Origin of the sequence: Nocardia carnea, from assembly GCF_029868855.1 — a bacterium.
Taxonomy (GTDB): Bacteria; Actinomycetota; Actinomycetes; order Mycobacteriales; family Mycobacteriaceae; genus Nocardia; species Nocardia carnea_A.
The window spans coordinates 113,268-137,540 of the sequence record NZ_JARWOV010000244.1 but is presented as its reverse complement, the minus strand read 5'-3'; the positions used below and the strand labels follow the sequence as shown (position 1 = coordinate 137,540).

Genomic DNA, 24,273 nt, shown 5'->3' with positions numbered 1-24,273 from the left:
CGGCTACCCCCCCCGCCACCCACCCCCCGCCCTCACCCCGGGGGCACATTCCGCGGGGCCCGCCGGGTTCCGGGCCGCCCGCCCTCGGGCCGTACCGGATCAGGCGGTCGACAGCTGCGCTTGCCACATCCAGTGCAGCTGCTCCAGCCGGGCCGCGATCTCGATGAAAAGATCCTGCGTCACCGGGTCGGCCTTCTCGGTGGCGTCGATACGCTCACGGAACCGGCGGATCACGGTGGAGAGGTTGTCGACTATCGCATTGATGACGTCGGTGTCCTGCTGCCAGCCGTCGGGGAATTCCAGCCCGGCCGCTTCCTTGGCGACGGTGGCCGCGCGTCCGTCGGGGCTCACCCCGATGGCGGTGGCGCGTTCGGCGGCGGAGTCGGTGAACTCGCGGGCGGCGCTCACCAGCTCGTCGAGGGCCAGGTGCACGGACCGGAAGTGGGTGCCGAGCACATTCCAGTGTGCTTGTTTGGCGATCAGGGACAGATCGATCAGGTCGACGACGCTGGCGCGCAGCGCGTCACCGGTGATGCGCTGTTGTTCCGGGTCGAGTGTGCTCTTGATCGGGACGTTCATCCTCGGATGCCCTTTCTCTCGTTGCGCTCGATGCGCCGGACAGGGGGTCGACTACCCGGCCGCGCGATGCTCAATCAGGGATATCGGTGTTACCGAAGCCACTGTCCGCCCGGTCACCGCACTGCCCTCGCGACCCGGCGGGCACACCGGGATGGGCCGGGGCGGATCCACGTTTCGCCGCCATCGGCCCGGGTAGGTCGCTCGCGGAACGCAACCACGCACTCGGAGAGGAGCAGATATGGGCCAGCAGCACAATCTGACCGGACAGCGGGTCGCGGTGCTCGCGGCGGACGGAGTGGAACAGGTCGAACTCGTGCAACCGCGGTCGGCGGTGGAGGACGCCGGGGCCAGTACCGCCCTGCTGTCGCTGAAACCGGGTGAGATCCAGGCGATGAACCACGACGTGGAGAAGGGCGACACCTTCCCGGTGGACCGGGTGGTCGGCGAATGCAGTCCCGACGAATTCGATGCCCTGCTGCTTCCCGGCGGCACCACGAATCCCGATAAATTGCGCCAGGATCCGGACGCCGTCCGTTTCGTCCGCGATTTCTTCGCCACCGGCAAACCGGTCGGGGTGATCTGCCACGGACCGTGGACGCTGGTGGAGGCCGATGTGGTGCGCGGTCGCACCCTCACCTCTTACCCCAGCGTGCGGACCGATATCCGCAATGCGGGCGGGAACGTGGTGGACGAGGAAGTGGTCACCGACCACGGTCTGGTGTCCAGCCGCAATCCGGACGACCTGCCCGCTTTCTGCGCGAAGATCGTCGAGGAATTCGCCGAGGGCAAACATCCGGTGCACCCGGAGGGCGCGACTGCGACCCGGTGACCGGCGCCGGTTTTCCGGCTAGCGGGCGGGCTGCCATCCGGTGTAGGCCTCGGCCAGGTAGGCCGCGCCGTGCCGGGATCCGGTGACCAGCGAGAGTTCACCGCGCTGCCGCTCGATATCGAAGGCGGAGGCGCCGTCGACGGAGTGCAGCATGGTGGTCATCCAGTACGAGAAGTGCTGCGCCTTCCAGACCCGGTCCAGCGCCCGCTCGGTATAGCTGTCCAGCGCCCGGTCGCCGGCCCCGGCGAAGAAATCGGTGATCGATTCGTGCAGGACTTGCACATCCGCGAGGGCCAGGTTCAGCCCTTTCGCACCGGTCGGCGGCACGGTGTGCGCGGCATCGCCGGCGAGCAGCAGCCGGCCGTGCCGCATCGGGGCGGTGACGAAGGACCGGAACGGCAGCACCATCTTCGCACTGATCGGGCCTTCCTGGATTTCGAATCCGTTCCCGTTCACCCGGCGGCGCATCTCCGCCCAGACTCGGTCGTCGTCCCACTCCTCGGGCCGTTCGTCCGGTGAGCACTGGAAATACATCCGCTGCACGGTCGGGGTGCGCTGGCTGACCAGCGCGAATCCGTGGTCGGAGTGGGCGTAGATCAGTTCCGGATGCGAGGGCGGGGCGTCGGCGAGGAACCCGAACCAGGCGAAGGGGTATTCGCGGAACCATTCGCGGCGGGTGCCTTCCGGGAAGGTTTTCCGGCAGACCGAGCGCGATCCGTCGGCGCCGACCACCAGATCCGCCTCGACCCGGGCCGGCTGACCCTCCGCGTCGGTGAAGGAAACCACGGGCCGCTCCCCCGAGATATCCACCGCGGTGTCGGCCACGCCGTAGCGCACGTCCCCCTGATCGGCTTCCCGCCGGGCGGCGAGATCGACGAATACGTCGTTCTGTGGATACAGCCAGACCGATTCGCCGACCAGTTCCTGGAAGTCGATGCGGTGGTTGTCGCCGCCGAACCGGAACACGACGCCGTCGTGCCGATCGCCCTCGGTGACCACCCGGTCGGAAACTCCGGTATCCACCAGGGCGCGTACCGATCCCGCCTCGAGGATGCCCGCGCGGATCGTGGTGGCGATCTCGTCCCGGCCGCGGATGTCGACGACCACCGAGTCGATCCCGGACCGGTACAGCAGATGCGACAGCATCAGTCCGGCCGGTCCCGCGCCGACAATGGCTACCTGGGTGCGGGTGGTGCTCATACGGCGTACTCCTTCGACTCGTCGGGGCCGGGCGTTGTGATGGGCGGGGTCGCGCGGGCGCCGAGTCCGGGCACCGTGGCCAGCGCGAGCAACCCGAGCCCGGCGACCAGCGCGAAGAAGTAGAAACCCCAGGGATGTGCGGAACCGGCGACGATGAGCGCCCCGGTGATACTGGGCCCGAAGATGGCGCCGAGCCGGCCCACGGCGGCCGCGAGTCCGAGCGCGGTGGCCCGCACTTCGGCCGGGTAGGCCTGGGTGACGTAGGCGTAGACCAGTACCTGGGCCGAGAACACGAAGATCCCGGTGACCAGTACCAGCGCGTTGAGCAGCACAGTGCTGGGCACCTTGATGCTGAGCAGCGCGAGCAGTACCGCGGCGGCGCCGAACCAGACCAGGATCGTCGGTTTGGTCCCGCGGCGGTCGGCGAGCACACCCGCGACCACGAGCCCGATGATCGCACCGATATTCAGCACCAGCAGCAGGGTCAGCGAGGTGGACATGTTGTATCCGGCGTCGCGCATCAGCTTGGGCAGCCAGGTGTTCAGGCCGTAGACCAGCAGCAGGCCCATGAACGAGCCGACCCAGACGCCGAGCGTGGTGCGCAGGTATTTCGGCTGCAGCACCACGGTGGGCTTGACTCGTTCGGCCTTGCCCTGCGCCGCCAGATAGGCATCGGATTCGGGCAGTTTGAACCACATCAGCGGCAACAGCAGCAGCCCTGCCACACCACCGGCGTAGAACAGGATCTCCCAGCTGGGGATGAGCCAGAGCGCGGCCACCGAGGCCAGCACCGCGCCGAAGTGGTAGCCGGTCATGGTGAAAGTGCTGGCGAAGGCCCGGCGGGAGGCGGGCATATGTTCGGCCATGAAGGTGAGCGCGGTGGGCATACACGCGCCGAGACCGAGGCCGGCCAGCAGCCGGAACGCGCCGAACACCCCGATCGAACCGGCCCACGGCACGGCGATCGTGAATACCGAGAACAGCAGGATCGAGCCCAGCAGCACGCTGCGGCGGCCGTAGCGGTCGGCCAGTGGCCCGACCCCGGCCGCGCCGATGGCCACACCGACCAGGGAGATGGTCGCGGCGAAGGTGGCGCTCGCGGCGGTGAAGCCGATGTGGTTCTCGTCGATGAGGGTCGGGATGACCGCGCCGAGGACGACGAGGTCGTACCCGTCGAGCAGCACGGTGAGCCAGCAGAGCGCGGCCGGCCACGACAGTAATTTGTTCATGATTCGGGATTCATTTCTGATCTTCGGATCGGCGTCGACCCGGGCTGTGATGGCACTCACGCTAGGCTGGCGTTCTTCAGAAATCCAATAGATGATTTTCCGTTCCCACATAGAGGAGATCTATGGCCGACTTCGACCTCAATCTGGTGCGCACCTTCGTTCTGCTGTACGAGACCCGCAGCGTGACCGCCGCCGCCGACCTACTGGGCGTCACCCAGCCGACCGTCAGCTACGGCCTGGGCAAACTGCGCCGCCGCCTCGACGACGAACTCTTCGTCCGCGGCCCCGGCGGACTGGCTCCCACCTCGGAGGCCGAGCGGCTGTATCCACCGCTCCGCCGCGCACTCGCCGATGTCAGCGAAACCCTCGGTACCACTGCGGAATTCGATCCCGGCCGCCCGACACAGTTCACCCTCGGACTCTCCGACCTGGGCGAGGTGACCGTGCTGCCACTCGTCCTGGCCGAACTCGCTGCGCAGGCCCCGCAGGCACGGCTGCGAGTGACGGCGTTCGACCTGGAAACGGCGACCGACCGGCTGGCCCGCGGTGAGATGGACGCGGTCGTGGCCAGCCCGGTGCTGGATTCGCCGCGGCTACGCCGGACCGTACTGTTCTCCGAGGGTTACGCCGGAATGGTCGCCGCCGACCATCCCCGGCTGCAGTCCTCGACCCCCGGCCAGTCCGAACTCGAAGAAGAACGCCATGTGGTGGTGGACGGCGCGACCGGGCATACCGGCCCGCGTAAGGCACTGGTCGAACACCGGCTGGAGAACCGGATCGCGGTACGGGTGACCCGGTTCGCGACCCTGCCCTACGTGGTGCAGGACAGCGAACTGGTCGCGATCGTCCCCGAGCGGGTCGCCCGGGCGTTGGCCCGCACGCACGCGGTACGGATCTTCGCCCTGCCGTGGCCGATCGAACCGGTCGAGGTGGCCGCCTATACGCGCCACGCGCCGGGGCGCGGCGGCCCGCAACAGTGGTTTCTGGAGGTTATCCGGACGGCGATGACGCGGATGCCGGCACTGTGACCACCGGCGAGCACCGTCAGCCCACCCGCGCCGACAGTTCCGCGGCGACCTCGATCTCGGCACCGGTGGCCGCCCGCACCTCGGCAACGGTGACGCCCGGCGCGGTTTCCACCAGCACCAGCCCGTTCTCGGTGACGTCGAGGACCGCGATATCGGTGATGATCCGGTTCACGCAACCCAATCCGGTGAGCGGCAGCGTGCACTCTTCGACGATCTTCGGCTCCCCCGAACGCGATACGTGTTCCATCATCACGATCACCCGGCGCGCGCCGTGCACCAGATCCATCGCCCCGCCCATCCCCTTGACCATCTTGCCGGGGATCATCCAATTGGCGAGATCACCGCGGGCGCTGACCTGCATCGCGCCGAGAACGGCCACATCGACCTGCCCACCGCGGATCATGCCGAACGATGCCGCCGAATCGAAGAACGAGGCGCCGGGCAGCACGGTGATGGTTTCCTTGCCCGCGTTGATCAGTTCGGGGTCGAGTTCCGCTTCGGTCGGGTACGGCCCGACACCGAGGACACCGTTCTCCGAGTGCAGGACAACGGTGATGTCGTCGGGCAGGTAGTTGGGCACCAGGGTCGGCATCCCGATACCGAGGTTGACGTACTGGCCGTCGGTGAGTTCCGCGGCGACGCGGGCCGCCATCTGTTCGCGGGTCAGTTTCATGCGCGCACCGTCCTGTTCTCGATTCCTACTTCGACCTTGCCGACCGGTACGACCCGCTGGACCTGGATACCGGGGGTGTGCACCTGGTCGGGGTCGAGTTCGCCGGGTTCCACCAGTTGCTCGACCTGGGCGATGGTGATCCGGCCCGCCGCGGCCGCGGGCGGATTGAAGTTGCGGGCGCTGGCGCGGTACACGAGGTTGCCGTGCCGGTCGCCTTTCCAGGCGTGGACCAGCGCGTAATCGGTGACGATCCCGCGCTCGAGCACATAGGTGACACCGTCGAATTCCCGGGTTTCCTTCGGCGGACTGGCCACCGCGACCCCGCCCGCCCCGTCGTAACGCAGCGGCAGCCCGCCCTCGGCGACCTGGGTGCCCACACCCGCCGGGGTGAAGAACGCCGGGATCCCCGCGCCACCGGCGCGCATCCGCTCGGCGAGGGTGCCTTGCGGAGTCAGCTCCACCTCCAGTTCACCGGACAGGTATTGGCGCGCGAACTCCTCGTTGGCGCCGACGTAGGAGCTGATCGTGCGGCGGATCCGATGAGCCGCCAGCAGGACACCGAGGCCGAATCCGTTGATTCCGCAGTTGTTGCTGACGACCTCCAGTTCCGTGGCGCCCTGGTCGAGCAGCGCGTTGATCAGCACTTCCGGGATGCCGACCAGCCCGAATCCGCCGACGGCCAGTGACGAACCGTCGGGGATATCGGCGACCGCTTCGGCGGCTGAGGCAAAGACTTTGTCCATCACGGGCTCCACAGTAACCGGATCTGTACGGATTGTGAACTCATGTGCGTATAGTGAACGCCGGAACAGTGATTGCCCCGGCCGCCGCCGCGTCCTATGCTGTTCGCATTCCGTAGCAATGTCCACATCCCGAACGCGAGGTCGCGCGCATGCTTCAACTGCCACCGCGGTACCGCGGTATCGACAAGAACGAGGAAGCTCCGCTCGACTTCGCCGAATACCGCTCCACCACCCTTCGCCACCCCAAACAACCGCTGATCCTGCTCCCGCAGCGACTCGGTGAACTCACCGGCCCGGTACTCGGCGAAGGCCGCGTCACCGAGGCCGACGCCGACCTGACCCTGGCCCGTGGCGGTGAAGCGCAGGGACAGCGGATCGTCGTACACGGCCGCGTTCTCGACAGCGACCGCAAACCCGTCCCCGGCACTCTCGTCGAGATCTGGCAGGCCAACGCCGGCGGCCGCTACCGCCACCAGGGCGATCAGTGGCCCGCACCGCTGGACCCGCATTTCGACGGCGTCGGCCGCGTCCTCACCGACAGCGACGGCCACTACTCGCTCACCACGATCAAACCGGGCGCCTACCCGTGGGGTAACCACCACAACGCCTGGCGGCCCGCGCATATCCATTTCTCCCTGTTCGGGCGCGCCTTCACCCAGCGTCTGGTCACTCAGATGTACTTTCCGGACGACCCGATGTTCTTCCAGGACCCGATCTACAACTCGGTTCCCGACGGCGCGCGGCAGCGCATGGTCAGCGTGTTCGACTACAGCGCCACCAAAGACAACTGGGCCCTGGGTTTCCGGTTCGACATCGTGTTGCGCGGTCGCGACGCGACCCCCTTCGAAGAGGAGGACGATCACGATGAGTGATACCGAATTCGCACCCCGCTACCCGGTGATCCCAGGGGATTTCACCACGGTCGGATTCGGCCCGACCCCATCGCAGACCGTGGGCCCCTACCTTCATATCGGACTCCCTTGGCCCGATGGTCCGGATGTGGTCGCACCGGGAACAGACGGATCGATAACCGTCACAGTGACGGTTATCGACGGGGGACGTAACATCGTCCCCGACGGCCTGATCGAGATCTGGCAGGCCAACCGCGACGGCGTATTCGAGCACCCGGATGATCCGCGCCCGCAGACCGACCCGGCATTCCGCGGCTTCGGGCGGTGCCCCCTGGACGCCACCGGAACCGCCCGGTTCACCACCGTCAAACCCGGTGCGATCGCGATCGGCGACGGGGCCGACCAGGCCCCGCACCTGAACGTATCGGTTTTCGCCCGGGGCATGCTCGACCGGTCGATCACCCGCTTCTACTTCCCCGACGAGCAAGCCGCCAACGCTACCGATCCGGTACTGGCCGCGCTCCCGGAAAAGCAGCGGCACAAGCTGATCGCCACCGCCACCCCGGCGGGCTACCACCTCGATATCGTGCTGCAGGACGCCGACCCGGACGGCGTCGAGACGCCGTTCTTCTACCTGTAGGAGTACGTGTGCCGCGTGGAGAGCTGTTCGACCCGCTGTTCGGTGCCGCCGAACTCGGCGCGGTCCTGTCCGACCGCGCCTGGATCGCCGCCCTGATCGACGTGGAATGCGCGCTCGCCCGCGCTCAAGCGGTGGCCGGCGTGCTCGATGAGGGGCACGCCGCAGCCATCGCCACCGCGGGGCCGGAGCTGGCCGCCACACTGGATCCGGCGGAACTCGGCGCGGCCGCGGTGGCCGGCGGCAACCCGGTGATCCCGCTGGTGCGCAGGCTGCGTGACGCCTGCGCACCGGCCGGGGTCCCGGGGTCCGCCGTCCACAAGGGCGCGACAAGTCAGGACATTCTCGACAACGCGCTGCTCCTGCTCGCACAGCGCGCGGGGGCGATGATCGTCGACGATCTCCGCACCGCCGCCGACGCCGCCGCCGGACTGGCCCGCGCTCACCGCGACACCCCCATGGCCGCCCGCACCCTCGGCCAGCAGGCCCTGCCCACCACCTTCGGTGCGCTCGCGGCCGGCTGGTGCAAGGCCCTGGACCGGGCCGCCGGGTCGGTCACCGCCGCCCTGGCCGATCTCCCGGTTCAATTCGGCGGTGCCGCAGGCACTCTCGCAGCCCTGTATCCGCACGGCCCGGCCGTCGCCGATACGCTGGCCGCGGAACTCGGACTCGCACCGCAGGGCATCCCGTGGCATACCGACCGCACCCCGATCGCCGAACTGGCCACCGCGCTCGGCGTGGCCGCGGGCGCGGTCGCCAAGATCGCCACGGATATCGTGGCGCTGTCCGCCACCGAGGTCGGTGAGGCCAGCGAGGACTCCCCCGGCGGGTCATCCGCGATGCCGCACAAACGCAACCCGGTCGCCGCCATCACCGCCCGCGCTGCTGCCCGCCGGGTCCCCGGCCTGGTCGCGGACGCACTCGGGGCGATGGACCACGAACTGCAGCGCGCCGCCGGCGCCTGGCATGCCGAATGGGAAACCGTGACCGATCTGCTGCGGCTGACCGGCGGTGCCGCGCACCGGCTGGCGCACAGCCTCACCGGCCTGCACGTCCACCCGGAGGCGATGGCCCGCAATCTTGCGGTCACCGGTGGACTGTTGCTCGCCGAACGGATCACGGCGGCGTTGTCCGAACATACCGAGCGCGCCCGCGATATCGTCACCGCCGCCGCCACCGCGCATCCGCCGGCCCTGGACACCGACCCCACGATCATCGAATACCTCGGGGCACAACGGGTGCGGGAACTCCTGGACCCGTCCGGATACCTGGGACACGCGGCCGATCTGGTGACCCAGGTGCTCACCGAACGCGACGGCGCACGCACGGAACCCCGGTGACACCGGTGCGCACCGAACGCAACAGCCCTGGGCGAAACCGGTGCCGGCTCACCGGCGTGCCGCCATTTCGGCCGGGACAAGGCCTGTTGCCACAGCCGCAGAGCCCGGTCCCGGGCCGACCTCCGGGCCCCGTGCCGGGCACGGCGGCCGGAAATCCCGCGACGCGTCCGAGAACTCGTGGCGCGGAACAATCTTCGCAACCCGAACGGAGCAAGTGAAATGGGCACCAGCGCAGCGGATTCGCTCCCGGCCGTCGAGCTCTCCTACCGAGCCGCCGGACCCGGGACCGCGGCGTCCACCGTCGTACTTCTCGGCTCGCTCGGTTCGAATCGGTCGATGTGGGACCCACAGGTGGCCGCGCTGTCGGCCGACCACCAAGTCCTCGCCGTCGACCTGCGGGGACACGGCGATTCACCGACCGGCACCGGCGACTACACCGTCGCCGGCCTGGCCGCCGATGTGCTGGCGCTGCTGGATCGCCTCGGCCGCGACCGAATCCACCTGGTCGGGCTCTCGCTGGGCGGCGCGGTCGCCCAGTGGATCGCGGCACATCACCCGGACCGGGTCCGCACCCTGACGCTGCTGTGCACAGCAGCGAAGTTCGGCACCCCGCAGAGCTGGCTCGACCGGGCCGCCGCAGTACGCGCCGACGGGACGGCGTCGATCGCCGAAGCCGTGGTCGGCCGGTGGTTCACCGCCGGACTCGCCGACCGCGACCCCGAACTGATCGCCCGCAGCCGCACCATGGTCGAAACGACCACCGACGAGGGCTACGCCGCCTGCTGCGTCGCTCTCGCCCATTTCGACGGCCGCGCCGACCTCGTCCGGATCACCGCCCCCACCCTCGTGATCGCCGGCGCGCAGGATCCGGCCACCACACCCGACGATATGCGCGTCCTCGCCGACGGGATCGCGAACTCCACCCTGCACGTCCTGGACCCCGCCGCGCACCTGGCGAGTGTCGAACAGGCCGGCCCGGTGACCTCGCTCATCACCGCCCATATCGGCGACCGACGCGAACGCGACCACGCCTTCGACCAGGGTATGCGGGTGCGGCGGGCGGTACTGGGCGACGCCCATGTCGACCGTGCCGTCGCCGGCACCACCGAATTCACCGCGCCGTTCCAGGATTTCATCACCCGCACCGCGTGGGGCGATATCTGGAGCCGCCCCGGCCTGGATCAGCACACCCGGCGCCTGCTCACCCTCGCCGTTCTCACCGCCGTCGGCAACACTCACGAACTGGATATGCATATCCGCGCGGCGCTGCGGGCCGGGGTCGATCCGGATCAGCTCGCCGAGGTCTTCCTGCACACCGCGGTCTACGCGGGAGTGCCGAACAGTAACCTCGCCTTCGGACTCGGTAAGGCGGCGCTCGCCGAGGGCCTGCTCACCGAGGGCACCGGGCCCGAGCCGGCCGGGTCCGCGAGCGCAGAGGACATCCACCGACCATGACCGAACCTTCCCCCGATTACGTGCAGTCGCTGGGCCGCGGCCTGGCCGTTATCCGTTCCTTCGACGCCGATCATCCGCGGCGCACCCTCAGCGACGTCGCCAAGGCCACCGACCTCACCCGCGCGACGGCCCGCCGATTCCTGCTGACTCTGGTGGAACTCGGCTATGTGCGCACCGACGGCTCCCTGTTCTGGCTCACCCCGCGCGTGCTGGAACTCGGCTACAGCTACCTGTCCAGCCTGAGCCTGCCCGAGGTCGCGGGGCCGCATCTGGAATCGCTGGCGAATCAGGTGCACGAATCGACCTCGGTATCCATCCTCGACGGCGAGGACATCGTCTACGTCGCCCGCGTACCGGTGAGCCGGATCATGACCGTATCGATCACCATCGGCACCCGCTTCCCCGCTTTCAGCACCTCGATGGGCCGGGTCCTGCTGGCCGGTCTGCCGGAACAGGCTTTCGAGGAGTACCTGGCGAAGGTCACCTTCACCCCGCTCACCGACCGCACCGTGCTCGATGCCGGCCGGCTTCGCGAGGAAGTGCGCAAAACCCGGGACGCCGGTTACTGCCTGGTCGACCAGGAACTGGAACAGGGCCTGCGCTCGATGGCCGCCCCGATCCGCGACCACGCCGGGACGGTCTGCGCCGCCGTGAACATCTCCACCCACGCCGCCCGCTACACCACCGACAGTGTGCGCGCCGATCTGCTGCCACCGCTGCTGACCACGGCCTCGGCCATCAGCGCCGACCTCGCCCGCGTCCAGAACCACGCCTGAAACCGCACGAAGGAATCCCATGATCGACGCTGTCATCTGCGAACCGCTGCGCACCCCGGTCGGCCGTTTCGGTGGAGTGTTCAAAGACCTCGCGCCCGAAACACTGGCCGCGACGCTGATCACCGAACTGGTCGCCCGCACCGGTCTGCCCGCCGGCCAGATCGACGATGTCATCCTGGGCCAGGCCTCCCCCAACGGTGAGGCTCCGGCGATCGGCCGGGTCGCCGCCCTCGACGCCGGTCTCGGCGTGGACGTCCCCGGAGTACAGGTGGACCGCCGCTGCGGCTCCGGATTACAGGCCGTGCTCCAGGCCTGCATGCAGGTCAGCACCGGCGGTAGCGATCTGGTCCTGGCCGGCGGCGCGGAATCCATGAGCCAGGCCGAGTTCTACGCCACCGGTATGCGCTGGGGCGTGAAGGGTGAGGGAATCTCCCTCGACGACCGGCTGGCCCGTGCCCGCGTCACCGCCGGCGGGAAGAATTTCCCGGTCCCCGGCGGCATGATCGAAACCGCCGAGAACCTGCGCGCCGAATTCTCGATCAGCCGCGCCGACCAGGACGCGCTCGCGGTGCAATCGCATCAGCGCGCGGTCGCCGCCCAGCAGTCCGGGCGATTCGGCGAGGAAATCGTCGGAGTCGCGGTGCCGCAACGTAAATCGGGTCCCGTTGTCGTCGACACCGACGAGCATCCCCGCGCCGATACCACCGTCGAAGCCCTTGCGAAACTGCGCCCGATCCGCGGCAAGGTCGATCCGGATGCCACCGTCACCGCCGGTAACGCCAGCGGCCAGAACGACGGCGCCGCCCTCTGCATCGTCACCACACCCGACAAAGCCCGCGCCCTGGGCCTGCGCCCACTGGCCCGCCTCGCCTCCTGGGCCGTCGCCGGGGTCCCGCCTCGCACCATGGGCATCGGTCCGGTCCCGGCCACCGAAAAAGCCCTCGCCCGGCTGGGATTGACGCTCGACGATATGTCCGTCATCGAACTCAACGAAGCCTTCGCCGCGCAGACTCTGGCCGTCCTGCGCAGCTGGAAACTCGAACCCGACGACGAGCGCCTCAACCCCAACGGTTCCGGTATCTCCCTCGGTCATCCGGTCGGCGCGACGGGCGCCCGTATCCTCGCCACCCTGCTCCGCGAACTCGATCGCCGCGAGGGCCGCTACGGCCTGGAGACCATGTGCATCGGCGGCGGTCAGGGGCTGGCGGCCGTCTTCGAACGCCTATCCTGACCTCGCAATAGGCTCTAACCTGCTCAGGTGAGGTTTTCCGTGGACTCGCCGGTGCTGTTCCTCGACATCGACGGGCCGCTGATCCCGTTCGGGGCCCCGGATGGCCGGTATCCGGCACACCTACCGCCCGGCCCGGGAGCAACGAATCCTCTTCTGGCCCGGCTCGATCCCGCCCTGGGCCCGCTGCTGGCCGCCCTTCCCTGCGAGTTGGTCTGGGCGACGACCTGGATGCACGAGGCCAACCGTGCGGTGGGCCCGGTGCTCGGCCTACCTCCCTTGGCAGTGCTGGATCGACCGGACACAGTCGACGATCCGGTGGACGCGTGGTTCGGATTGCATTGGAAGACCCGTGCGCTGGTGGACCGTGCCGCGGGCAGACCGTTCATCTGGGTCGACGACGAGATCGGCACCCGAGACCGGGAATGGGTGGCGGAGAATCACTCCGGCCGCGCACTCCTGCACCGCGTGGACGCCCGAACAGGATTGCGGCCGGACGATTTCGCCGAATTCACCGACTGGCTCCAGCACACTGTCTCATAACGGCCCCGGCCAGTGACACCGGCCGAACTGCCGCGCGAGAATCGGTTCAGCCGCTGCCTCGGCCAGGGTGCGGGGTACGGTACGAACCGCGCGCAACCACACCCCGAGCTGTCACCAGCTCGGCGAGCGCTGTCACCGCAAGCCATGGTCGTTCCTGTCGAATCCCATCGCGCGTGAGGTGCGGGATCACGATCACCTCGGCCCCGTGTTCCAGCACATGCTGGATCGCGATCAGTGCTCCGAGTTCCGGACCGGTATCCGTGACCACCGTGTGCACGACTTCGAGGATGTGTGCCCTGATGAGCCGTTCGAGCTCCCGGCCGTCGTACTCGGTCCGGCGCAGCACGATTGCCCGTCGTGGGGCGGCACGGCCCACGGTCATGGCCGCGCCTCGGCCGTGTACCGGACCGCTGCCTCATAACGTGGACAGCGGTGGCCGGCGTGCACGGCCATCACCTGGTGCGCGTGGGCGTAGCCGCCGATAGGGTCCTCGTTACCGCAGTGCGGCGTGGGATGGTCGAGCGTTCGCAGGCCCTCCGCGATCTGCCGCAGGATTCTCGGATCATCGGTGACCCAGGACTTTCCGGAGTGCAACAGCCGCAATGTCGCGGCCATGGCCCGGCTCCCCGGGGCTCTGAACGGCAAGGCGCGGTTCTCTGTCATGGGAGTACTCGGCTTTCGGCAGTGGAGTGGTTTGCTACAGCCCGCTACGTCGCGTGCCGTCATCGCGGCTCCGGAGCCGAGCGATACCGGCGGCAGGCCCGGCAGCCGGGGGTACATCGCCGTTTCCGCGTGAACTCCTGGTGATTCGCGGTAAGGTCTCGGATCGGTCGCACCTGGGATGGGGATCTTCTGGGCGGCTTGTTGATCCGAGGTTCCCGGCTGTCGGGTAAACCCAGCACATCACTGGACGACAAGCTCGCACAAGCGCGATCTGCATTTGCACAGAAGCTTTTCCAAAGGGCCAGAGCGGGTGTCACAGGCGTGCCGAAGCTCTTGCCGAGTGCAAACAACCATCACACCGGATGCAAAAGTGAGGAAACCCGTGCCCGAAGACAATTCGACCACTCTGCCGCGCCGCCAGCTCGGGCGATACCTCCGGGAAGCCCGCGAAGCGGTGAATATGAACCTCGAGGATGTCGCTCCGCTATTGCAGGTGTCGGTCAGTACGCTGTCCCGCGCCGAGCGGGGATTGACCGGTATCCGAGTACCCGACGTCGAAGCACTCTGCCGCATCTACGGTATCGACGATCCCGGAGTAGTCGCGGGGCTGGTCAGCCTGGCGAAGCAGGCGGCGGTCAAGAATTGGTGGCAGGAGTTCGACGATGTCATCTTCCGCGGCTTCAACCTGTACGTCGGACTCGAATCCTCGGCCAAACAGCTGACGATCTATCAGCAGGACGTAGTGCCGGGCCTGTTCCAGATCCCCGACTACGCTCGCGTGATCGAACGCATGGCCATACCGGACGAAACCGAAGAGATGCGGGACAGACGTATTCAGTTCAAGACCAGGCGTCAGGCCCTGATCACCCGTAAGACCAAGCCCGTCAGCGCTGATTTCGTGGTTCACGAATCGGTCCTGCATACCGTCGTCGGTGGAGCGAGAGTTATGCGAGCACAGCTGAATCATTTGGCGAATATGCCTGCCAATGTAGCGGTATCCGTGCTTCCCTTCACGGCGGGGCTTCCCACCGGTATCCCGACCGGCCCGTTTATTATCCTGGATTTCGGCCGAGACGCACGGGGTCGGGAGGTCTCGCCGACGGTCGTCTACAGCGAGTCCTATGCGGGTGAGATGTACTTGGAACGAGCCAAGGATGTGGGCCGGTATCGTCAGGCGTATGACGTCATCCGGCAATCGTCGCTCGACGTTGCAGCCAGCAAGAGCCTGATCAGGCAGATAGCAGCCAGGGAGTACCGAGCATGACCGTCGACCTGTCCATGGCCAAATGGTTCAAATCGAGTCGCAGCGGGGCCGGCCGGGAATGTGTGGAGGCCGCCTTCCTCGACGGCGGACTGGTCGGTGTCCGCGACTCGAAGAACCCCACCGGCCCCGCCCTGGTCTTCACGCCGTCCGAATGGGATGCCTTCACCGCGGCCATCCAAAGCGGCACACCCCACCCCGCCTGAGTTCCCCAGGGTCCGGGCGACGCCCGGTGCAGCGGTCTCGTTTCGAACAGCTCGAGACGCGGCCGCTGCACGGGGCAATCGGCAGACTGCGGCACCCCTGCCGAAGCCCGGCTGACCCTCCTGCCACGGACCCTCCCCTTCCTGTCCCGCTCGGGGGTCATCGACCCACGGGCCTCCGCAGTGCCGGACGACGTGATTCACAGTCGTCGATGCCGTATCCACACCTCCGTCGGCACAGCGCCCGGACGTCTGAGCCGGCCGACCGGGTCCACGACCTACTATGACTGTATGGGTGCGCCGTGGACCGACGAGCCGGACCTTCCGGAGTACATGACCTGGGACGAGCTGGAACAGCTCCCCGAACAGATCGCCGAACAGATCGAATTGTGGGACGGCCGGGTGGTGTGGGTGCGACGCGGGCCTGCCGAACACCAGACATTCACCTACCGGATGACCGCCGCCATCGAACGCTGCACCCGCAAAGCCGTGCAGGAACAGTCCGCGCCATGTCTCCGGACCACGCTGGAGACGAATGTCTTTCTCGGAAGGTCCGGAAAATCGGATTTCCTCACCCCCGATTTTCTGGTGCATCGCTGCCTCGAATCTCCCTACCAGGACATACGAGCATCCGACACGGTGCTGGTCGGCGAGGTGCTGTCCCCCTCCAACACGCAATCCGATATGGAGGCGAAGAAGGGCCGCTACGCGAGTGCCGGAATCCCCTGGTATTGGGAGGTGACCCTGGCTCGCAGGGAAAGCGCGATCGCCACGATCCGCGCTTATGCGCTGGAGAGCAAACACGGCGAGCTTCCCGATGGGGTACACCCGCTCCGACCGGCGAACTATCTCGTGGCGGGCGAGTGGACACACGACGACGAACAGGGAGTTCAGTTCGATTTCCCGTTTCGTATCGACATCCCCTGGACCGATTTGCAGTACTAGGACAACCGGCCGCCGCCGCGGCTCCGTAGCGGTGGCACCCCCGGCTGCCGCACCGACGCTGATCGACGCGGCAACCGGTCCGGTGGCTGGAGAGGGGTGAGCAGAGCGGCGCGTCCGATGGCGAGAATCTGCGTTGGTCAGCAGCCCGAGGCAGGAAGAATCCAGGGCTGCTGATAGGGCGCGTAGTGGTGACGCATCTCGGGGTCGCTCGTCAACTGGTGTGCAGGAACAATTCCAGCGCGGCTAGTAATTCCTGAGGTGCGTCCTCGGGGGTGAAATGGCCGGAGTGCGGTAGTTCGATGACGGGGGCGTCCGGGTAGGCGAGCCGGAACGCCGGAATGATGTGGCGCGGTAGTAACGCGGTGTCCTGCATACCTTCTACGAGGACCGCCGGTTTCGCGCGCAGTGCGGTGACGGCCTCCGGATCCGGCGGCGCCGGCGAGCCGGCGGGGTCGGGGGCGACCAGTTGTTGCGGAAAGCGGATCACACCGCGGCATTCCGCCGGACTGCCGAAGTGAGCGGCGTAGGCGCGAACCCAGGTGGGTGTGACGATCTCGGGCCGGGTGATCGTCTGCAGGGCGAGCATGAGATGACAGACGGTGGAGCCGGCGTTGCCCAGGATCCGCTCCAGACTGCCGTCGGCCTGCGCCGCCGCGGCCCAGCGGAACCAGGCGCTGTCGGCCATATTCGCAGCCTCCAGCTCGTCGTAGCCGGGAAGCCCCAGCGGCAGAACGGTATTGGTGGCGAACAGCCGCGCCACCCGGTCCGGGTGCCGCAGCGCGAACCCGGTGCCGATCGGGCCGCCCCAATCGTGCATGACCAGCGTGATGCCGGTGAGATCGAGTTCCCGCACCAGCAGCGCGTCGAGATTGTCGATGTGCTCACCGGCCAGATAGCTGCGATCGCCAGGCGTAGCGCTTTTCCCGAACCCCATGTGGTCGGGCACGATAACGCGCCGGGAACGAGACAACGGGCCGATGAGATGCCGCCACAAGTACCCCCAGGTCGGTTCCCCGTGCAGGAGCACAACCGGTTCTCCGTCGCGAGGTCCGATATCCACATAGTGCTGCCGGAATCCGGCCGAATCGGTGAATTCGGGCGCGAACGGCCAAGTGCCATCGAATGTTTCGTCTGCTGCGATCATCCGCCTCCAATCGTCGTTCGGGTCGGCTGACACGGTAGGAGCGACCTACTGACAGGTCCTGTCAGTGAGGAGAGGCAATCTACTGTGAACTGCATCACACTGTCATGACCCCTGTGGTCGTGTCGGGCCGGCTGTCGGAGGTCGCCGCCAGACTGTGACGGTGCGTGCGAGCAGGTTGCTGTCGATCGTCTTGCTGCTGCAGACGCGAGGCCGGATGACCGCGGGCCAGTTGGCGCGAGAGCTGGAGGTATCGGTTCGTACCGTCTATCGCGATATGGAGTCGTTGAGCGCCGCGGGCATTCCGTTGTACGGCGAGGCCGGCTGCGACGGCGGCTACCGGCTGCTGGACGGCTACCAGACGCGGTTGACCGGAATGACCGCCGACGAGGCCGACGCCCTGTGGCTGTCCGGGCTACCCGGCCCGGCCGCCGACCTGGGGCTGGGTGCGACGCTGGCCACCGCGCAACGGAAACTGCTGGCGGCGCTACCGGAGCCCTTCCGCGGCTCGACCGGGCGGATTGCGCAGCGCGTCCGGCTCGACACCGTCGGGTGGTACAACGCCCCGGAGGACCTCCCCCACCTGCCCGCGGTGGTGGACGCGGTGTGGAACCAGCGTCGCCTGCACATCGGCTACCGACGCTGGGCCGAGCCCCGGCAGGTGCACCGCACGCTGGACCCCTATGGGCTGGTCCTCAAATCCGGGCGTTGGTATCTGGTAGCCGCGGCCGGGGATAGTATCCGGACCTACCGGGTATCGCAGATCGACACCGTGCACACGCTCGACGACACCTTCGAGCGGCTTCCCGGCTTCGACCTGGGCCGCTACTGGCAGGACTACCTCGACCGGTTCGACACCCGCCGCCGGCAGGGAACGGCCACCGTGCGGATCTCACCGGCCGTGCTCGATCGCCTCGACCATCTGCTCGATCCGGATCTGGTGCGCGCTGCACAGGAAACCGCCCGCAGCGAGCCGGACGGGTGGTCCGTCGTGCAGATCCCCCTGGAAACCATCGAGCACACCGCGCGTTTGCTGCTACGCCTGGGCACCGGCGCCGAAGTCCTCGAGCCACCCGCCCTCCGGCAGCATATGAGTGAGGTGGCCGCCGCCTTGGCCGGCACCTACAGTCGCGCCGATCCGCAGTCAATACCACGCTGACCAGCATTTTTCTGTTAGCGTTTTCCCATCTGACGAAGAGGAGAGATCCGTGGTGCGGTCCGGCTTCTTCCATTTCGGCCTCGGCGCGGCCGTTGCTGCCTTTGTGCTGGCTGTATTCGCTGCGATCTTCCCCGCCACGGCCGCCGCGCAGGACATCCGGCCGGCGATCGCCCTCTCCGCGACGGTCTCGGGGACCACCATCGACTACACCGTCGCCAACGTCCCCAACCGGCGCGACACCTTCCCCGTCATCCCGGGAGAATGCACGACCGTCCTGGTGAACACCGCCGTCGCCGCGCCCATCCTCGCCCCCGCCGCCGTCGACACCCTGAGTGGCCGCGAACCCGACGCCTTCGCCCTGTTGCAGCGCCTGATCGCCGACGGCGCCGTCACCGCCGGACCACGCGTCCAGTTCGCCTCCGCCACGGGACAGGTCACCGGCTCGTTCACCGAGATCCCGCGCGGGGTCTACCTGGTGGCCACGGTCTGCAATGTGAGCCCGATAAGTGGCGAGTTCCGGCCGGAACTGCTCGATATCGTGCCGGTGGTCGTCACCGATCTGCGGGCCGGCTCGGCGGCCCCCGCGCAGTAATCCGGTACCGGATCGCGAATCACATTCCTACGCCGGTGCTTTCCCCGGAAACGCCTCCGGAAAATCGGTTGACCCGCCTGCGACGATAGAAACATCACGGAGACGAGAAACTCCGCGAATATCCGAGCTGGTGGTAGCGGCCCGGTCTCCAAAACCGGCGCCCGCGGGTTCGACTCCTGCCGGATATGCGATATCGCCGAATTCTCGGCGATGAATCCCGGGACGGTCCCGGGACAACGCGGTGTAGCGCAGTCAGGCAGCGCAGCGGGCTCATAACCCGCAGGCCGTGGGTTCGAATCCCACCACCGCAACCGGTCGAGCACATGGCGTGCAGGGAGGCTGTAACCCTCCCGCCTTCGGGCATCGGTGGTTCGATTCCATCCGGCCGGACTGGAGCCCTTCTACCCCAATCGGCAGAGGGACCGGATTCAAAATCCGGTAGTTGCGCGTTCGAATCGCGCGAAGGGCACGCTCCTGTAGCCCAATCGGCAGAGGCGGCGGTTTCAGGAACCGTTGGTTGGGGGTTCGAATCCCTCCAGGAGTACTACGACCGTATCCGGCAGCGACCACCGGCTCAGGGCCCAAGCTGCCCAGGCCGAGTTGTCCGCGCGCCTGTATCGGACCCGGTGCGCACGCGCTGACTGCATCCGACCTCGGCGAAACGGTTCAGAGCACGCCGTGCAGGGGTGGCGGTGTTCCGTGCAGCAGGGTGCGGCCGATGTGCTGGTACTTCCAGCGGACCGGATCGTGCAGGGTGTGTGTGCGGGCGTTGCGCCAGAAGTGGCTCAGGTTGAGTTCGGCTGCCGCGCTGCGTGTTCCGCACACCTCGAAAAGCGCGGAGGACACCTCGTTGGCGGCGCGGTCGGCGAGGATCTTGGCGGTGGCGACCGCGATCGAGGCGGCCGCCACCCGATCCGGCGCGCCGACTGCCGCGTCGACCGCGACCCCGGCGGTGCGCAGCACGGATTCGGCGGCCGTGACGGTGACAGCGAGTTCCCCGAACCGCTGGATCAGCAGCGGGTCGTCGATCGCCCGCTCCACCTGCGCCTCGAACCACGGCCGGCTCTTTTCCCGGACGAACCCGGTGGCGGCGGTGAGCGCGCCCCGGGCGATACCGGTGTCGATGGCGGCGTGCAGGAGTTGCGCGGAGGCGCCGTAGGCGGTCGGGGCATCCACGGCAGTGCCGCGCGCCACGAGCTGGTCGCGTTCCACCGCCACCCCCTCGAACACCACTGTCCCGCTGCCGGTTGTGCGCTGCCCCACCCCGTTCCAGTCGTCGACTATCCGCACGCCCGGCGAATCGGCGGGCAGGAACGCCACGTACTGGCCGAGTGGGAGACCGGTCCGGCCGTCGGGATCGTCCAGCCTGGTGAGCACGGCCAGGGTGTCCGCGAACAGCGATCCCGTGCAGTAGTACTTGGTACCGTCGATCCGGAACCGCTGCCCGGCCTCGATCGGCGTCACCGTGGTCGCGATCTCCGCCACCGTGGCCCCGCCGCGCTCGGATTGTGCGTTGGCGATACGCGCGCCGTTCAGGACCGCCGTCAGATACCGGCGCTGTTGTGCTTCGGTTCCGGCCAGTTTCAGCAGATTCACGTAGACGAAATGGCTGTGCGGGATCTGCGCGATATTCGGGTCGGCGGTGGCGAGCAAGCGCACGATTTCGGCGACCTCGCTCGGTGGCAGGTCCGCACCGCCGAGCGCGGCGGGAACAGTCACCGCGAGCACACCGCTCGCCGCGAGCTTCGCCACCTCGGCGAAAGGCAGTTCGCGGACCGCGTCCCGCTGTGCCGCGCCGACCGCGAATTCGGCCGCCAGCCGCGCCGCGACGGCGCGCCCCTGCTCCGCGGAGGTGATCCGCGCGGCCTCGACGGTGGTCATCGGCTCGCCGCGCCGGCGGGACGCCGCGCGGCCTCCAGTTCCCGGACGAGCGGCAGTACCTTCGCCCCGAAGTACTCGATCTCCTCCTGGAAGTGCAGGAACCCGCCCAGGACGAGGTCTACGCCCAGGTCGCGGTAGGCGACGATCCGTTCGGCGATCTGTTCCGGTGTGCCGATCAGCTGGGTCCGGAACCCGTCGTTGTACTGGACCAGATCCTCGAAGCTCGAATCCGCCCACATTCCCTTTTTGTCCTGCGTCGACGCGCCCGCCTGCCGGACGGCGTCCCGGAAACCTTCGACCGCGGGTTTGTTCGCCTTCGCGATGATCTCGCGCAGGGTGTCCCGCGCCTCTTTCTCGGTATCGCGGGCGATGATGAAACCGTTCAGCCCGAACTTCACTTCCCGGTCGTGGGCGCGGGCGACAGCGCGCAGATCGTCGAGCTGTTCGGTGACCCCGTCGAAATCCTTGCCGTTGGAGAAGTACCAGTCGGCGTAGCGCCCGCCGTTGCGTCGGGCCGCGGAGGAGTTACCGCCCTGGAACAGTTCCGGATTCGGCCGTTCGGGTGTGTTCAGCGGTTTCGGTTTCAGGGTGAAATCGCGAATGCGGTAGAAGTCGCCGCCGTAGTTCACCGCGTCCTCGGTCCAGATCTTGCGGATCACCTCGAGGAATTCCGCGCTGCGCCGGTACCGTTCGTCGTGTTCGAGCCACGGCTCGCCGAGGGCGGTGAACTCCCCCGCGAACCAGCCCGACACCACATTGATCGCGAACCGGCCACCGGACAGGTGATCGGCGGTGGCGCCGAACTTCGCGAGTACCGCCGGATGCCACAACCCGGGATGCACGGCCGCGATCACCTTCAACCGTTCGGTGGCACCCAGCAACGCCAGGCTGAACGAGGTGGATTCGTGCTGGTACTCGGCGCCGTAGGAGGCGGTGTAGCGGACCTGGGACAGCGCGTATTCGAACCCGTTGCGTTCGGCGGTCTGCGCGAGTTTCTTGTTGTATTCGAAATCCCAGCCGGTGCGCTGTTCGATATCGCTGGTCACCAGTCCGCCGCTGACATTGGGCACCCAGTAGGCGAACCGGATCTGATCGGTGGTCTTCTCGGTGGACATCGCTGCTCCCGCTGGTGGCCGTGGGCTGGTCTGGACGCCGGGGTGTGGCGCCCCGGCGCGCAATCAGTCCACCAGCGGGATGCGGCGGGTACGAGGGTTTGAATCTGCCGGATCACATCCCGCCGCCGCAGCGGTCAGGCCGTGGCCGCGGCCTGACTGTACTGGGACCTGCTGAACCGGCCCGCGGGCTGGAACCGGCCCAGCACGGTGGCCGCGTCCTCCCCGGTGACCGCCGCGATGAGTTCGTGCGCATCGGCCACCGAATTGACCGGACGTGCCGCTTGCGGGCGGTGCAGTGTGCTCACAAGCGCGGACGCGAACCGCGGATCGGCCGCGGCCGCGGCGAAGAACTGGTTGCCGATCTCGGCGAATTCGGGGTCGCTGAGGAACAGCCGGGTCACTTTCGCGGCGTCCTCGGCGCGGAACTCCAGGAACGCCTCGTACTGTGCGGTGATCCAGGCATCGTCGAACGGGCCTTCGTGGGCGGCGGCCGCGGCAACCAGGCGTTGTGCCTGGATGAGACCGCTCTGCGCGCCCTGCCCGGCGATCGGGTCGTAGGCGACGGCGGTATCGCCGAGTGCGGCGACCGAATGCCCGCCGGCGGTGTGCCCGACGCCGCGCCGGAACAGGGGCCGGACAGCGCCTTTCAGCCAGGAGTGGGGATCGTCGGCGATCACTTCGGTGGCGAGCACCTCGGGCAGATCCCAGTCGAGGTAGTCGCGGTAGAGGTCGGTGACGATGCGGTGCGCCGACTCGGCGGAGTCGGCCGCGGCGAACCGTTTCGCCCAGTCGCTGCCCGGTCGCGCCCAGCCGAGGAACGCCCAGCTCGGCCCGGCATCCTTGTGCAGGTAGGGCCCCCACCAGCCTTCGCCCTGTTCGGCCACGATGGAGAACCCGCTGCGGCCCCCGCCGGCCGGGCTGCGGTGCGCGAACACCGATTCGTCGTGACCCAGTCCGGTGACGGTGACCGTCAGCAGATTGCGTTGCGGCGCGTCGTACACGGTGCGGGTCTCGTCGATGTCGAACAGGCCCGACAGGCCACCGCGACCGGTCGCGACGAGGGTGAGGTCGTTATCGGCCGCGATGGGATCGAGCCGCTCCGGCGTGACCGTGTCGACGACGAAACGGCCGCCCCGCTCGAGGAAGGTGGTGAGCCGTTCGTCCGCCTTCAACCGGGTGTCGACGGCGAGTCCGTGGAAACCGTCGAAGGCGCCGTCGAAATCGATGAGTTCCTCACCACCGCCGGCGACCCGGACGGTCAGGCCACTGTGCAACGGCGCGCGATCGAGGTAGGTGGGTAGCCCGAGCGCTTCCTCGGCGGCCTGGGCCTCGCCGAAGATCAGTGCCGTTCCGGTGGCGGGTACGGAGTCGCGCAGAGCGCGCTGATCGCGTTCGCTGTAGACGGTGACGAGGAATCCGGCGTCGAGCAGTCCGAGCGCCGCGGTGACACCGGCCTGGCCGGCACCGATCACGGCGGCTTTGCGGGTGGAGCTTTTCGGGGTTGTCATGGCGCAATGGTCGCGAGCGGGGCGCCGCGGACGCACGGTTTACGCTCACCGAGAGTCGATGGCAAAGCCACTGAGCTGTCGAGTTTTTCGAATGCTGAGAAGCGGGACAGCCTGGGTACGGCCAATCGTGGGCGCTACCATCGCCGACCATGACCTTCGACCTCGTCCCGCTGACGGGCGACCGCACGGACCGCTACCGGCAGCTCGACGAGCAAGCCGCCGCGCTGGTCGCCGGCGAATCCGACCGCATCGCCAACGCCGCCAACCTCAGTGCCCTGCTCTACCATTCCCTACCCGAAGTGAACTGGGCCGGTTTCTACTTCTACGACGGTCGCGAACTCGTGGTCGGGCCGTTCCAGGGGAAACCGGCGTGCGTCCGGATACCACTCGGCAAGGGCGTCTGCGGTACGGCCGCCCGGAGCCGGAGCACCCAACTGGTTCCCGATGTGCACGCTTTCCCGGGCCATATCGCCTGCGACGGCGATACCCGCTCGGAGATCGTGATCCCCCTGGTGCACGCCGGAGACCTGATCGGTGTGCTCGACCTGGACAGCCCGCGACCCGCGCGCTTCGACGAAACCGACCGCCGGGGCTTGGAAACCGTCGCCGAGATCTTCGTGCACTCACTCTCGGTGCACTGACCGGGTAAACACTTCCGGCACTCGGCGCCTCGCGAGTACCCCCGGCCAGGCCG

At 67.9% G+C, this 24,273-nt stretch carries 26 protein-coding genes and 4 tRNA genes; 19 read left to right on the top strand and 11 right to left on the bottom strand.

Going from position 1 to position 24,273, the window contains the following annotated elements:
- Positions 1-99: 99 nt before the first annotated feature.
- Positions 100-579, bottom strand: a complete 480-nt coding sequence (locus tag QH195_RS24940; RefSeq protein ID WP_280420936.1) for a Dps family protein — start codon at positions 577-579, stop codon at positions 100-102.
- 238 nt (positions 580-817) lie between these two features.
- On the opposite strand from QH195_RS24940, the gene QH195_RS24935 reads away from it, so the two are divergent.
- Positions 818-1,408 carry a type 1 glutamine amidotransferase domain-containing protein gene (locus QH195_RS24935; RefSeq protein ID WP_280420935.1) on the top strand — a complete coding sequence of 197 codons (591 nt, stop codon included), beginning with the start codon at positions 818-820 and terminating at the stop codon, positions 1,406-1,408.
- Between the two features lie 18 nt (positions 1,409-1,426).
- Here QH195_RS24935 and QH195_RS24930 read toward each other — a convergent pair whose 3' ends face one another.
- Together QH195_RS24930 and QH195_RS24925 are read right to left on the bottom strand one after the other, a co-directional pair.
- On the bottom strand, positions 1,427-2,608 hold the full coding sequence (locus QH195_RS24930) for a 4-hydroxybenzoate 3-monooxygenase (RefSeq protein ID WP_280437234.1): 1,182 nt from the start codon (positions 2,606-2,608) through the stop codon (positions 1,427-1,429).
- A complete protein-coding gene (locus QH195_RS24925; RefSeq protein WP_280437233.1) occupies positions 2,605-3,837 on the bottom strand; it encodes an MFS transporter in 1,233 nt (410 codons plus the stop codon). The genes QH195_RS24930 and QH195_RS24925 overlap by 4 nt, the downstream gene beginning before the upstream one ends.
- A 122-nt stretch (positions 3,838-3,959) precedes the next feature.
- On the opposite strand from QH195_RS24925, the gene QH195_RS24920 reads away from it, so the two are divergent.
- On the top strand, positions 3,960-4,865 hold the full coding sequence (locus QH195_RS24920) for a LysR family transcriptional regulator (protein ID WP_280437232.1): 906 nt from the start codon (positions 3,960-3,962) through the stop codon (positions 4,863-4,865).
- A gap of 16 nt (positions 4,866-4,881) precedes the next feature.
- Here the strand turns inward: QH195_RS24920 and QH195_RS24915 are convergent, their stop codons facing one another.
- Together QH195_RS24915 and QH195_RS24910 are read right to left on the bottom strand one after the other, a co-directional pair.
- Positions 4,882-5,538, bottom strand: a complete 657-nt coding sequence (locus QH195_RS24915; RefSeq protein WP_280420931.1) for a CoA transferase subunit B — start codon at positions 5,536-5,538, stop codon at positions 4,882-4,884.
- The gene (locus QH195_RS24910; protein ID WP_280437231.1) at positions 5,535-6,281 is read right to left on the bottom strand and encodes a CoA transferase subunit A; all 747 of its coding nucleotides are present in this window, start codon (positions 6,279-6,281) and stop codon (positions 5,535-5,537) included. The genes QH195_RS24915 and QH195_RS24910 overlap by 4 nt, the downstream gene beginning before the upstream one ends.
- A 149-nt stretch (positions 6,282-6,430) precedes the next feature.
- Here QH195_RS24910 and pcaH point away from each other — a divergent pair, with 149 nt between their 5' ends.
- From pcaH to QH195_RS24875, 7 genes are all read left to right on the top strand, one after another.
- On the top strand, positions 6,431-7,153 hold the full coding sequence (gene pcaH / locus QH195_RS24905) for a protocatechuate 3,4-dioxygenase subunit beta (protein WP_280437230.1): 723 nt from the start codon (positions 6,431-6,433) through the stop codon (positions 7,151-7,153).
- A complete protein-coding gene (pcaG, locus tag QH195_RS24900; protein ID WP_280437229.1) occupies positions 7,146-7,772 on the top strand; it encodes a protocatechuate 3,4-dioxygenase subunit alpha in 627 nt (208 codons plus the stop codon). Before pcaH ends, pcaG begins: the two co-directional genes overlap by 8 nt.
- 8 nt (positions 7,773-7,780) lie before the next feature.
- Positions 7,781-9,109, top strand: a complete 1,329-nt coding sequence (locus QH195_RS24895) for a lyase family protein (RefSeq protein ID WP_280437228.1) — start codon at positions 7,781-7,783, stop codon at positions 9,107-9,109.
- 219 nt (positions 9,110-9,328) lie between these two features.
- Positions 9,329-10,564 (top strand): 3-oxoadipate enol-lactonase, encoded by a 1,236-nt coding sequence (gene pcaD, locus QH195_RS24890; RefSeq protein ID WP_280437227.1) that lies wholly within the window; start codon positions 9,329-9,331, stop codon positions 10,562-10,564.
- Positions 10,561-11,340, top strand: coding sequence for an IclR family transcriptional regulator (locus QH195_RS24885; RefSeq protein WP_280421034.1), 780 nt, complete (start codon positions 10,561-10,563; stop codon positions 11,338-11,340). Before pcaD ends, QH195_RS24885 begins: the two co-directional genes overlap by 4 nt.
- A 19-nt stretch (positions 11,341-11,359) precedes the next feature.
- On the top strand, positions 11,360-12,571 hold the full coding sequence (locus QH195_RS24880; RefSeq protein ID WP_280437226.1) for an acetyl-CoA C-acetyltransferase: 1,212 nt from the start codon (positions 11,360-11,362) through the stop codon (positions 12,569-12,571).
- A gap of 27 nt (positions 12,572-12,598) precedes the next feature.
- Entirely contained in the window at positions 12,599-13,111 is a 513-nt protein-coding gene (locus tag QH195_RS24875) for an HAD domain-containing protein (RefSeq protein WP_280437225.1), read from the top strand.
- Positions 13,112-13,157: 46 nt separating this feature from the next.
- On the opposite strand, the gene QH195_RS24870 is transcribed toward QH195_RS24875, so the two are convergent.
- Both QH195_RS24870 and QH195_RS24865 read right to left on the bottom strand, forming a co-directional pair.
- Positions 13,158-13,493, bottom strand: a complete 336-nt coding sequence (locus tag QH195_RS24870; protein WP_280437224.1) for a hypothetical protein — start codon at positions 13,491-13,493, stop codon at positions 13,158-13,160.
- Positions 13,490-13,726, bottom strand: a complete 237-nt coding sequence (locus QH195_RS24865) for a hypothetical protein (protein ID WP_280437223.1) — start codon at positions 13,724-13,726, stop codon at positions 13,490-13,492. The genes QH195_RS24870 and QH195_RS24865 overlap by 4 nt, the downstream gene beginning before the upstream one ends.
- A gap of 388 nt (positions 13,727-14,114) precedes the next feature.
- Here QH195_RS24865 and QH195_RS24860 point away from each other — a divergent pair, with 388 nt between their 5' ends.
- The 3 genes from QH195_RS24860 to QH195_RS24850 all read left to right on the top strand — a co-directional run bounded on the left by QH195_RS24860 (position 14,115) and on the right by QH195_RS24850 (position 16,183).
- Entirely contained in the window at positions 14,115-15,038 is a 924-nt protein-coding gene (locus QH195_RS24860) for a helix-turn-helix domain-containing protein (protein ID WP_280437222.1), read from the top strand.
- A complete protein-coding gene (locus tag QH195_RS24855; protein ID WP_280421040.1) occupies positions 15,035-15,241 on the top strand; it encodes a DUF397 domain-containing protein in 207 nt (68 codons plus the stop codon). The genes QH195_RS24860 and QH195_RS24855 overlap by 4 nt, the downstream gene beginning before the upstream one ends.
- Before the next feature lie 288 nt (positions 15,242-15,529).
- Positions 15,530-16,183 (top strand): Uma2 family endonuclease, encoded by a 654-nt coding sequence (locus tag QH195_RS24850; RefSeq protein WP_280437221.1) that lies wholly within the window; start codon positions 15,530-15,532, stop codon positions 16,181-16,183.
- Between the two features lie 211 nt (positions 16,184-16,394).
- Here the strand turns inward: QH195_RS24850 and QH195_RS24845 are convergent, their stop codons facing one another.
- Positions 16,395-17,327 carry an alpha/beta fold hydrolase gene (locus tag QH195_RS24845; RefSeq protein ID WP_280421042.1) on the bottom strand — a complete coding sequence of 311 codons (933 nt, stop codon included), beginning with the start codon at positions 17,325-17,327 and terminating at the stop codon, positions 16,395-16,397.
- A 160-nt stretch (positions 17,328-17,487) separates the two neighbouring features.
- Between QH195_RS24845 and QH195_RS24840 the strand changes: the two genes are divergently transcribed.
- The 6 genes from QH195_RS24840 to QH195_RS24815 all read left to right on the top strand — a co-directional run bounded on the left by QH195_RS24840 (position 17,488) and on the right by QH195_RS24815 (position 19,619).
- Entirely contained in the window at positions 17,488-18,483 is a 996-nt protein-coding gene (locus tag QH195_RS24840) for a helix-turn-helix transcriptional regulator (protein ID WP_280437220.1), read from the top strand.
- Between the two features lie 49 nt (positions 18,484-18,532).
- The gene (locus QH195_RS24835) at positions 18,533-19,075 is read left to right on the top strand and encodes a hypothetical protein (RefSeq protein WP_280437219.1); all 543 of its coding nucleotides are present in this window, start codon (positions 18,533-18,535) and stop codon (positions 19,073-19,075) included.
- Positions 19,076-19,193: 118 nt separating this feature from the next.
- Positions 19,194-19,263, top strand: a tRNA-Trp gene (locus QH195_RS24830).
- A 49-nt stretch (positions 19,264-19,312) separates the two neighbouring features.
- Positions 19,313-19,386, top strand: a tRNA-Met gene (locus QH195_RS24825).
- Between the two features lie 84 nt (positions 19,387-19,470).
- Positions 19,471-19,544 (top strand) — tRNA-Leu (locus QH195_RS24820).
- Position 19,545: 1 nt separating this feature from the next.
- Positions 19,546-19,619: transfer RNA gene (locus tag QH195_RS24815), tRNA-Leu, on the top strand.
- Between the two features lie 122 nt (positions 19,620-19,741).
- Here QH195_RS24815 and QH195_RS24810 read toward each other — a convergent pair.
- From QH195_RS24810 to QH195_RS24800, 3 genes are all read right to left on the bottom strand, one after another.
- A complete protein-coding gene (locus QH195_RS24810; RefSeq protein WP_280437218.1) occupies positions 19,742-20,956 on the bottom strand; it encodes an SfnB family sulfur acquisition oxidoreductase in 1,215 nt (404 codons plus the stop codon).
- Positions 20,953-22,071: a dimethylsulfone monooxygenase SfnG gene (sfnG, locus tag QH195_RS24805; RefSeq protein ID WP_280421046.1), complete on the bottom strand. Its 1,119-nt coding sequence runs from the start codon at positions 22,069-22,071 to the stop codon at positions 20,953-20,955. Before sfnG ends, QH195_RS24810 begins: the two co-directional genes overlap by 4 nt.
- A gap of 134 nt (positions 22,072-22,205) precedes the next feature.
- Positions 22,206-23,579, bottom strand: a complete 1,374-nt coding sequence (locus QH195_RS24800) for a styrene monooxygenase/indole monooxygenase family protein (RefSeq protein ID WP_280437217.1) — start codon at positions 23,577-23,579, stop codon at positions 22,206-22,208.
- A 149-nt stretch (positions 23,580-23,728) separates the two neighbouring features.
- Between QH195_RS24800 and QH195_RS24795 the strand changes: the two genes are divergently transcribed.
- Positions 23,729-24,220: a GAF domain-containing protein gene (locus tag QH195_RS24795; protein ID WP_280437216.1), complete on the top strand. Its 492-nt coding sequence runs from the start codon at positions 23,729-23,731 to the stop codon at positions 24,218-24,220.
- The last annotated feature ends 53 nt before the right edge of the window (positions 24,221-24,273 follow it).

Bases quoted from the DNA above. Each gene is read 5' to 3' on its own strand.
- QH195_RS24800 (WP_280437217.1), bottom strand. From the start codon at position 23,579: ATGACAACCCCGAAAAGCTCCACCCGCAAAGCCGCCGTGATCGGTGCC.
- sfnG (WP_280421046.1), bottom strand. From the start codon at position 22,071: ATGTCCACCGAGAAGACCACCGATCAGATCCGGTTCGCCTACTGGGTG.
- QH195_RS24850 (WP_280437221.1), top strand. From the start codon at position 15,530: ATGGGTGCGCCGTGGACCGACGAGCCGGACCTTCCGGAGTACATGACC.
- QH195_RS24845 (WP_280421042.1), bottom strand. From the start codon at position 17,327: ATGATCGCAGCAGACGAAACATTCGATGGCACTTGGCCGTTCGCGCCC.
- pcaG (WP_280437229.1), top strand. From the start codon at position 7,146: ATGAGTGATACCGAATTCGCACCCCGCTACCCGGTGATCCCAGGGGAT.
- QH195_RS24910 (WP_280437231.1), bottom strand. From the start codon at position 6,281: ATGGACAAAGTCTTTGCCTCAGCCGCCGAAGCGGTCGCCGATATCCCC.
- QH195_RS24865 (WP_280437223.1), bottom strand. From the start codon at position 13,726: ATGGCCGCGACATTGCGGCTGTTGCACTCCGGAAAGTCCTGGGTCACC.
- QH195_RS24915 (WP_280420931.1), bottom strand. From the start codon at position 5,538: ATGAAACTGACCCGCGAACAGATGGCGGCCCGCGTCGCCGCGGAACTC.
- QH195_RS24930 (WP_280437234.1), bottom strand. From the start codon at position 2,608: ATGAGCACCACCCGCACCCAGGTAGCCATTGTCGGCGCGGGACCGGCC.
- QH195_RS24925 (WP_280437233.1), bottom strand. From the start codon at position 3,837: ATGAACAAATTACTGTCGTGGCCGGCCGCGCTCTGCTGGCTCACCGTG.
- QH195_RS24870 (WP_280437224.1), bottom strand. From the start codon at position 13,493: ATGACCGTGGGCCGTGCCGCCCCACGACGGGCAATCGTGCTGCGCCGG.
- pcaD (WP_280437227.1), top strand. From the start codon at position 9,329: ATGGGCACCAGCGCAGCGGATTCGCTCCCGGCCGTCGAGCTCTCCTAC.
- pcaH (WP_280437230.1), top strand. From the start codon at position 6,431: ATGCTTCAACTGCCACCGCGGTACCGCGGTATCGACAAGAACGAGGAA.
- QH195_RS24810 (WP_280437218.1), bottom strand. From the start codon at position 20,956: ATGACCACCGTCGAGGCCGCGCGGATCACCTCCGCGGAGCAGGGGCGC.
- QH195_RS24935 (WP_280420935.1), top strand. From the start codon at position 818: ATGGGCCAGCAGCACAATCTGACCGGACAGCGGGTCGCGGTGCTCGCG.
- QH195_RS24795 (WP_280437216.1), top strand. From the start codon at position 23,729: ATGACCTTCGACCTCGTCCCGCTGACGGGCGACCGCACGGACCGCTAC.
- QH195_RS24920 (WP_280437232.1), top strand. From the start codon at position 3,960: ATGGCCGACTTCGACCTCAATCTGGTGCGCACCTTCGTTCTGCTGTAC.
- QH195_RS24940 (WP_280420936.1), bottom strand. From the start codon at position 579: ATGAACGTCCCGATCAAGAGCACACTCGACCCGGAACAACAGCGCATC.
- QH195_RS24880 (WP_280437226.1), top strand. From the start codon at position 11,360: ATGATCGACGCTGTCATCTGCGAACCGCTGCGCACCCCGGTCGGCCGT.
- QH195_RS24885 (WP_280421034.1), top strand. From the start codon at position 10,561: ATGACCGAACCTTCCCCCGATTACGTGCAGTCGCTGGGCCGCGGCCTG.
- QH195_RS24855 (WP_280421040.1), top strand. From the start codon at position 15,035: ATGACCGTCGACCTGTCCATGGCCAAATGGTTCAAATCGAGTCGCAGC.